This is a genomic window from Zooshikella ganghwensis DSM 15267, from assembly GCF_000428585.1.
In the GTDB taxonomy this organism is placed as follows: domain Bacteria; phylum Pseudomonadota; class Gammaproteobacteria; order Pseudomonadales; family Zooshikellaceae; genus Zooshikella; species Zooshikella ganghwensis.
In genome coordinates, this window is sequence record NZ_AUAF01000157.1 from 1 (window position 1) to 9550 (window position 9550).

General features: G+C 44.7%; 4 protein-coding genes. 2 read left to right on the forward strand and 2 right to left on the reverse strand.

Annotation, left to right across the window (positions count from 1 at the left end; translation table 11 throughout):
• Positions 1-61: 61 nt before the first annotated feature.
• Both F607_RS0121860 and F607_RS33135 read right to left on the reverse strand, forming a co-directional pair.
• Positions 62-3031, reverse strand: a complete 2970-nt coding sequence (locus F607_RS0121860) for a Tn3 family transposase (RefSeq protein ID WP_027709777.1) — start codon at positions 3029-3031, stop codon at positions 62-64.
• A 3-nt stretch (positions 3032-3034) separates the two neighbouring features.
• On the reverse strand, positions 3035-4075 hold the full coding sequence (locus F607_RS33135) for a DNA-binding protein (RefSeq protein WP_051311729.1): 1041 nt from the start codon (positions 4073-4075) through the stop codon (positions 3035-3037).
• A gap of 202 nt (positions 4076-4277) precedes the next feature.
• On the opposite strand from F607_RS33135, the gene F607_RS31090 reads away from it, so the two are divergent.
• Positions 4278-5297 (forward strand): site-specific integrase, encoded by a 1020-nt coding sequence (locus F607_RS31090; protein WP_051311730.1) that lies wholly within the window; start codon positions 4278-4280, stop codon positions 5295-5297.
• A gap of 162 nt (positions 5298-5459) precedes the next feature.
• Positions 5460-9290 carry an anti-phage defense-associated sirtuin Dsr1 gene (gene dsr1, locus F607_RS0121875; RefSeq protein WP_027709779.1) on the forward strand — a complete coding sequence of 1277 codons (3831 nt, stop codon included), beginning with the start codon at positions 5460-5462 and terminating at the stop codon, positions 9288-9290.
• The last annotated feature ends 260 nt before the right edge of the window (positions 9291-9550 follow it).

The following is a 9550-nucleotide window of genomic DNA, read 5'->3' on the forward strand; positions in this document are numbered from 1 at the left end:
GAGGGGTGGCCACGATTCTGGACAAAAACAGCCACTTCCCATATAACTTATTGATTTAGCATTATATTTTGATGTTGACACTCATGGGCCTGACTTTCTGATTGAGGTTCAGTGTATAGTGACCAAAGCGGTTGTAATGACTTGTTCTATACGGTCCCAGTCCTTTCAGTATTTGTGCATCAATTTCATGCCCTTCTGCTTGTAGGTCCTTTAATATCCGTGTCATGGCTTCTACATTATGCAAAATAGCTAAATTAGAGACTAGTTGGTTGTATTTGATAATTTTACGCTGCTCATGACGAACATTTTCGGCAATCACGCTGTCATTCCCAAAAAATAGCCATTGCGTAAATTGATTAAATTCCTCACTTTTATTAGTGGCTGATTGTACTGTTTTTCGTAGCTCAACATCATTAATGTAATTTAGTAAAAACATAGAGCGAATAACACGACCAAATTCTCTGAAAGCAAAATAAAGTTTATTTTTTCGGCTTTTAGTTCCCAATCGGCGAAGTATTGTTGAAGGGGTAATTTTTCCTGCTTTGATAGATAAAGCAACCCTTAACATATCTGGTAAATGGGTTTTGATTAAATCCCAATTAATTGTATCACTAAATATTGAGTTGATGTGTTGGTAGCGAACGCCTTTTTTTGGTCTAAAAAAGGTGTATTTTTTAACACCACGCATACGGGGCATCAGGTTGATACCAAGCAGGTAGGCTAGTCCAAATACTGGAGCACTTTGCGCTTGGGTGTCACCGTGGACCGTATCAGGCTGAATATCCGATTCATTTTTAATTAGCCCATCCAAGATATAGATTGCCTCATAAACACCACAGGGAATAAAGTGACTGAAGAGAGCTATATATTGGTCAGATACATGGTAGTAGCCAATTCCCCCATATCCACCATAACGGATGTGGTACTCCGACAGGAGATTTTGCTCATAAACATTCCACTTGGTCCCATCTGCGGATGCATGATTACCACTTCCCCAATACTTTGGTAGCCGAAACTTGTTGTAGGCATTGATGACTTTTACAATCACTTTTTCTAGTCGTTCTTCTGTGACATAGCGTAAATTGAGCCAAGCCACTTGCTTACGACTAATGCCTTCTACTGATCGTGCGGTTTGCATTGGTCCAAGGTTACACCCATAACAAAATAAGGTTGTGATGAAGCGCTTACGAGGCTCATCAATTTTTGGCTCAAAACCAGAAATAGGCCCAAAGGATTGATGTAGGTTAAACCAGCTATCTGTTTCTACCAACATATCGAGAATGCTGACTTCTTTCATCCGTTCCTTAATGAGCCCATCAATGTCTTCTATGGCTTTGGGTTTCTTTTCTGTTTCATGCCTACGAAGGGTAAAGCCTTTGGCAGTTAGCTCCAGAAAAGCATTATTGGGATAGGCTTGATCGACTACCTTTGCTACTTGGATAAATTGCTGCTGTAATTGTTTTACAAACTCCTGTGGATCAGTGGACAACCCCACTAACTGTCCATACTCTTCCACTTGCTGCTCATAAGCATCCCAGTCAATCAATTGTTCTCGATAGTCTGCATATTTATCTCCTTGAATGACATAAATATCGCCAGACTTGAGTTCCTGCATAATTTGGGTGAAAACGCACAGCTCAAAATATTTACGGTGGACTTCACTGGCAACATTATCATTATTTTTCTTGATGACGAGCTTTTGCCAACGTTCTGGCAACCAGTGCAAACTGAGCTGATTCTTGTTACCAGCACTAATAGATAGCCACTCTTTGTGGCTGGAGCGATGAGCCTGAACGAACTGCAGTGCACGCATCAGGTTATGATCATGGGAAGTAGACTTTAATGTTAGGCATTCTAGGCAGCTGAACAGCAGTGACCGCCAATGATGATAAGAGGGCAGCATAAAGGGAATATAGTTGTTTCCAGAGTAGGCAATATACTCCTCACATTCTTCTAGCAGCTGAACAGGGTCTTTTTTTATTGCAACCTTGATCGCCTTTAATCGTTCTGAGTCGTCAGTTGCATTATGGTAGCCTTTCAACATATCCCGAAATTGTTTGATGAGTTTGTCAGTCTGTTTAATATGCTCCAAATGGTATTGTTGAAGGCTTTGTTCTGCAGCACTATGGAGGTTCTGCATTTTTCGAATAAAAATGTCCGCTACATTATCCAGTGCCTGCTGCAGCTGTGAGTGGATTAAGATCACTGCTAAAGCATAGCGCTTGGTTGGCTTTAGCTCTCTAATTGAGTGAACATGTAATGACCTGGCCTCTAAAATATACTGATGACGTCGGCTAGCTGAAATACCCTGCACTGGTGGCATTAAGCTGGCAATTGTTTGCAACCACTGGAGATGTTTCAGATAACTCTTAATTTCCTTACTTTTTGGTTGGCTGGGTTCTCGTTTTAAACGATTCCAGCCACTGTTATTATCATCGGTTACCTTCAATAATTCACCTATGGCTGATTTGGCTGAAGCAGTCATGGCTTTATAGAGTGCATTAAAGCAGCCGCTATTAACCTTATTTCTAGCACGTCGAGCTGCTTTTACTAAAGTAGTAAAACCAGGCAACTCGAAACGCTGTTTTACCAGCTCTTCAATCACTTCATTGATAATATCATTCAGGTCTTGCTTAGTATCAGCGGCCCGTTCAGCCACCGTCACCATGAACGCTTCCCCACCTTGATTAAAAGGGTGAATTTTTAGGTAAGTCCTAATGGCTTTAATGTGGCGCTGGCGAGCACCTGAGCTGTCATAGTGTTTGAGCCGTTGCTGGGTGATGCGTTTGGCATTGGCGCAATCAGTAATATGCTGGATTATTGCGAGAGGTATCTCTGTTAACTGTTGAAAGTAGCCAAGCCGTTGAACGGTTTTGATTAGAATTAGTAAGCAAATCCGTGCATTGGATTGACGGGCAATGCGCCAAGAAAACTGTAACTCTTCCTCAGAAGGCGTATAAACCTCATCCAGTTCTTTTTGACTTAAGTTTGACTTTATTCTTGGGTAAGCCGTTTCATGTATGCTGCTCATTGGCTACTTGCATTCGATTGTATTTTGTAATTGTTTGAATTGCCCTTGTAATAATGCTTTTTCTTGGCTCAAGATGTGGTGTTGGTCTGAAAGACCATCCATTTTATTTTCTAATTTTTCACAATTAATTTTTAAATTATCTCGCTCAGCCTGAACAATCACGAGCTGTTTTCCAGTATTTTTTAACTGATTATTTGCGGCTAATAATTGTTGATCCAATAATGCTATCTTTTTAGATGCCTCACTGAGTTTACTAGTTAAATGTTGGTTATTTTGCTCTTGTATTTTTAATTCAAGCGTGATGTTGTGATTGCAAGTTTCCTGTTGTTGGTATTTTTCTTGGGTTTGCTGTAACGCTGCTTGCAATAATGTCACATCACCCTGAATTTGCTCATTGGCCTGAACTGCCTGTGAGTAGCTGGCTTCCAGATGGTTAATTTGGGACTGATATTGATGCCTTTCTCGCTGTCGTTCTTCGGCTATTACTGTTTGATAGTGTTCTAGATGGTCACGAACACGACTGACTTCAGCCCTTTGGTTTTTTATTGTTTCTTTGTAGTCTACCAGTTGCTGATGAGTTCCGTTTAGTGTGGCTTCATTCTGCCTAAGCTTGGTGACTAGTGCATTGAGCTGGCCTGCTAACGTTTCTTTCTCTTGAATTTTCGCTTTTAGCTGACTTTCTAATTCATCACGCGTACTGGCAAGTGAAGATAAGGCTTCATTCGCTGTGGTCAGTTGCTGCTGAAGCTGTGCTATATCCTGCTGTGATTGCACTTGAAAGTGTTCTATTTTCTCATCTGCCTGACAATTAATTTGCTCATACAAGCTTTTAACTGCATTCAACAGCTCATCGGGCAATCCTGATGTGATAGGCTCCTTTATGTGACTATCTTTCCACTGCTTAAGTAAAGGAGCAATGGTGCTTTTACTGCCAGTGCCTAAACAAGCCAATACACGATCTACAGTGGGGTTTTGCCCATGAAGCTTTATCGACTGGGCAGCTTTTGAAACATCAATGTAGGTAATCCCTGACCTCGCCATCATCCATCCTCTTTGGATTATTTTGTAATGTATTATGTACCACATAATATTATGTAATATTACACTTCTCCTGCTAGATAAAATTTAACCAAATTAACCCACGCTAAATGACTTTATCATGGGTTATAATTTTAGTTGTCAAAATCTATACCTGTAATACTGTTACAAATAAGGGATCTTCTGACTGCTATGGAAAGAGATAAAAATGGAAAAATTGAATTCAACTGTCTTATGTCATCCACCGTTATCGAACACAAGACAGATAAATCAAGATGAAACCATTCCAGCCACTCATAGCAACCCTTATATTCACGCAGCAACATCAGATAATACGAGAAGAACCTATCGGGCAGCGATTCGTCGGTTTGAGCAGTGGGGAGGACGCTTACCAACTAACAAAGAAGTTTTGGTCCAATATTTAACAGCCCAAGCAGAACAACTGAATCCCAGAACCTTATCTGTCCACCTAACAGCACTCAGTCAATGGCACCTATATCAGGGGTTGTCTGACCCTACACAAGTGCCCGTTGTACGCAAAACCCTCGAAGGTATACGACGCACCCATGGACAGCCCAAACGTAAAGCGAAAGCGTTGCGACTGGAGCATTTAGCTACCATGCTGTCATGGCTCTATGAACAACCTGACACACCAAAACGAGCAAGAGACATTGCCCTTATTTTGGTCGGTTTTTTTGGCGCTTTCAGGCGTAGTGAGTTAGTAGCTATGACCAGAGAAAACCTAACCTGGGAACCCGAGGGCTTATTAATTACGTTGCCTGTATCCAAGACAGATCAGCAGCGCGATGGACTGGTCCGGGCCTTACCTTATGGCACATCCAGTGTATGCCCTGTTAATGCACTCAAACATTGGCTAGATATTTCAGCTACGACAGCAGGTCCAGTATTTCGACGAGTGAACCGGTGGCAACAAATACATAATCAGGCACTTTACCCAGGCTCAGTGACTGATGTACTAAAGTCCATTGGCCAAGCTTGCGGATTTGATTTTGTCCCTGAATTAAGCAGCCACAGCTTTCGACGGGGCTTATCCACATCTGCATCGCGTGAAAACATCAGCTTTGAGTTAATCAAAAAGCAAGGGGGTTGGAGAAGTGATGTCACAGTTTGGGGATATATAGAAGAAGGAAGACAGCTGACACATAATGCAACAACAGATCTAATGGACAAAGTAGCCAAAATGATAACAACAGGAAGTTGTAAATAGGAAAAATAGTGCTTCAACTTTACTTCAAAATTTATGCTTTAACTTCACTATAAAAGCTTACAAGCAAAGACGTGCTATCTGTACGCCGCTTCGTTTAGCGCTAGGCTCACAGAGATCTCAGTTACTCGCATGAACACATATATTGGATAGGAAACAGAAGGAATGCAATTCATTACCCACGGCCCTGACATTCCCGACGAGCTTTTACAAGCGCATGAAGAGGGGCGCGTGGTGTTTTTCTGCGGTGCGGGCATTTCCAAGCCTGCTGGCCTACCTGACTTCTCTGGGCTTGTAGATGAAATTTATCGGTTGTGTGAAACAATACCATCTGAAATAGAGCAAGAGGCACGAAAACGTCTGCAGTATGACGCCACACTTGACCTATTGGAGCGGCGGCTTCCAGGGCAGCGTCTGGCAGTTCGCCGCGCTCTGGAGCAGGCTCTCAAACCTAAATTGCGCCGCAAGGGTGCCACTGATACACATGCAGCATTGTTGCGACTAGCGTGCAGCCGTGATGGTGCACTGCGGCTGGTCACCACCAACTTTGACCGTGTGTTCCATACGGCGGCAAAACGCACTGGCCAAACATTTCGAGAATATGCCGCACCAATGCTTCCGATCCCAAAGAACAGTCGATGGGATGGATTGGTCTACCTGCATGGTCTTTTGCCAAGCAAGGTTGAAGATACGGCTTTGAATAGTTTGGTATTCACCAGCGGTGATTTCGGTTTGGCTTATCTTATAGACCGCTGGGCAGCACGCTTCGTGAGCGAGCTGTTCCGTAACTATGTGGTCTGTTTTGTTGGCTATAGCATTAACGATCCTGTATTGCGATACATGATGGATGCGTTGGCTGCTGACCGAATATTGGGGGAAGTCACACCAGAAGCCTGGGCTTTTGGCGATTGCGCACCGGGGCAGGAGCACAGCAAAGCCATCGAGTGGGAGGCGAAGGGGGTTGTACCCATCCTTTATCATGTGCCTGCCAATAGCCATGATCATTCGGCATTGCACAGAACCTTGCAGACATGGGCGGAAGTCTACCGAGATGGCATACTGGGCAAGGAAAGTATCGTTGTAAGCTATGCACGAGCACAGCCATCAGTGAGCACACAGCAAGATAATTTCGTAGGTCGGATGTTGTGGGCTTTGTCTGACAATTCTGGATTGCCGGCCAAATGTTTTGCTGATTTCGACCCTGTCCCGTCGTTGGAGTGGTTGTTAGAGGCCTTTATAGACGAACGCTTTCAGCACAGCGATTTGGCCCGTTTTGACGTTCCGCCACGCGACAAGGTAGATGCTGAATTGTGCTTCAGCCTGATTCGTCGGCCTGCGCCCTATGACCGTGCGCCACCAATGTTGCTGGCCTCCAATGGTATCAATAGCAGTCAGTGGGACAAGGTTATGTACCATCTAGCCCGCTGGTTAACGCGTCATCTGAATGACCCTGAGTTAATCATCTGGATCGCAAAACGTGGCGGTCAGTTGCATGATCGCTGGTCTCAGTTGATCGAGAACAAGCTCAAAGACTTGGCCTCACTTGAGCATGGCGGCAATACCTCCGAACTACATGAAATCCGCGCAAAGGCACCCAATGCAGTTCCTGACCCATTGATGCGTAAGCTTTGGCGTTTGCTGCTTGGCAACCGAGTGAAATCACCGTCGCGCGATTTCGATCTCTATCGTTGGAAAGATCGGCTGAAGCAGGAGGGATTGACCACTACGCTGCGCTTGGAGTTACGCGAACTGCTCGCGCCAAAGGTGACATTGAAGAAGCCGTTTCGTTGGAGTGACCAGGAAGAGAGCACGGATCAACCAATGCGACTGCGCCAACTGGTAGATTGGGAGCTAGTGCTTACTGCAGATTATGTGCATGAGATCAAACGAGAACTTACCAATGAGCACTGTTGGACATCTGCACTACCACAACTGTTAGAGGACTTTCAGCAACTGCTGCGTGATGCGCTGGACCTGATGCATGAGCTGGGTGGAGCTGATGAGCGTAGAGACCGATCTTTCTGGGATCTACCCTCCATTACTCCACACTGGCAGAACAGAAGCTTTCGTGATTGGGTAAGTTTAATTGAATTGCTGCGTGATGCGTGGCTGGCTGTTTATAGCAATGACTGTGTTCGTGCGACGAGGATTGCTCAGGCTTGGTTCGAGTTGCCGTATCCCACCTTCAAACGCCTAGCCCTGTTTGCTGCCAGCCAGGAGGCTTGTGTTGCACCCGAGCAGTGGGTGGGTTGGCTGTTGGCCGATGATGCTTGGTGGTTATGGTCCACTGATACGGGGCGGGAGGTGTTCAGGTTGTTCGTTCTGCAAGGGCACCGATTAGCAGAGGCGACTCAGGAACGTTTGGAGGCTGCTATCTTGGCTGGACCACTGCGCAAGATGTATCGAGAAGATCTAGAACCAGATCGTTGGCAACAGCTGGTGGATCGATCAGTATGGCTTCATTTAGCCAAACTGGATTCCTCTGAGATATCTCTAAGTCATACTGCCCAAGTTCGCTTACAAGAGTTGTCAGATGCATATCCAAAATGGCAGTTGGCGGACAACGAGAGTGATGAGTTTTCCCACTGGATGAGTGGAACTGGCGATCCAGACTATGAAGAGAGTCGGGATATTGATATTGCACCTCGAAAGAGGCATGAGCTAGTTCAGTGGCTCAAAAAGCCTTCTCCTGAACAGCAATTTTTCTATGAAGACACATGGCATGATGTCTGCCGCACCCGCTTCTTTCACAGCTTGTTAGCGCTATGTGATTTATCTAAGGATGACGTTTGGCCAGCCGAACGATGGCGCGCGGCCCTGCAAGTCTGGAGTGAAGAAGACATGGTGTTGCGGTCATGGCGCCATGCTGCTTTGCTAGTAAAGAGTATGCCTGACGATGTCCTTCAGGTGATTGTCCATAGTGTAACGAGCTGGATTGAGATCGTTTCAAAGTCAGTCAATCAGCAAGAAGATATACTTCTGGACTTGTGCCGTCGAGTTCTAGAACTGCCTTTAGAAGCAAGCACTGGAATACTTCGCAATGGTGAGCTAGTTGACCCTGTCACTGAAGCTATCAATCATCCCGTTGGGCATACCACACATGCGTTAATCAATTTTTGGTTCAAACAGAGCCCTAATGATGGGGATCATCTTCCTGCTGACATTAAGCAATTCTTTACGGAAATCTGCGATGTAAATGTGGACCGGTTCTGTCATGGGCGGGTTCTGCTAAGCTCGCGATTAATTGCACTCTACCGTGTGGATCAAACGTGGACTGAACAATATCTGTTGCCTTTGTATAGTTGGAATAATCCGAAAGAAGCAAAAGCTGTGTGGGAAGGTTTTTTGTGGTCACCACGTTTGCACCAGCCCTTATTGACTGCTCTCAAAACGGAGTTTTTAGAGAGTGTGAAACACTATATTGAGCTAGGCGAGCACCGTCAGCAATTCGCAGCTTTTCTTACTTACGCAGCGCTCGATTCGTTAGAAAACTATACCGTGGATGATTTTCGATCAGCGATTGGCTCGCTGCCTCAAGAAGGGCTAGAGGAATCAGCCCAGGCTCTCTCTCAGGCTCTAAATGGAGCTGGAGATCAGCGCGAGGATTATTGGACAAACTGTGTTCAGCCGTTCTGGCAAAATGTTTGGCCCAAGTCCCGCGATCTAGCTACTCCGCGCATCGCTGAATCATTAACCAAGCTTATCATTGCAGCTCGATCTGAGTTTCCGTCCGCTTTGGCTGCTATGAAAGACTGGCTGAAAACAATTGAACATCCTTATTACACCTTAAACCTCCTGAAAGAATCAGATTTGTGCAAAAAATTTCCTCTGGACTCACTAGATCTGCTAGATATTGTGATTTCAGACCAGCAACAATGGGTAACTCAGGAGTTGGGACAATGCTTAGATGAGATAGTGCAAACTGCACCTCTGCTAGCGCAAGATGACCGATACAGACGCTTAAGAGAATATTTACGGAAATCTGGGGTTCAATAGGAACGAATCTGGTGTGAGCCGCAAACTCAACCAACAGCTTCCCATCAAGCAGACCGATATTACTCAGTAAAATGACCTTATCATGGGTTAGATAACAGCAAATAATAAATGGTCACTGTAATGCTATTACAAATCAGAGAGTTATAGGTTGCGTCTGTAGAAGGGGTGTTTAGAGCTTACCTAGCGTATAAGTATTGCTAAGAAAATTAGCAGGTTATAAGAGAAGTGGCTGTATTTGTTCAGAATCGTGGCCACCCCTC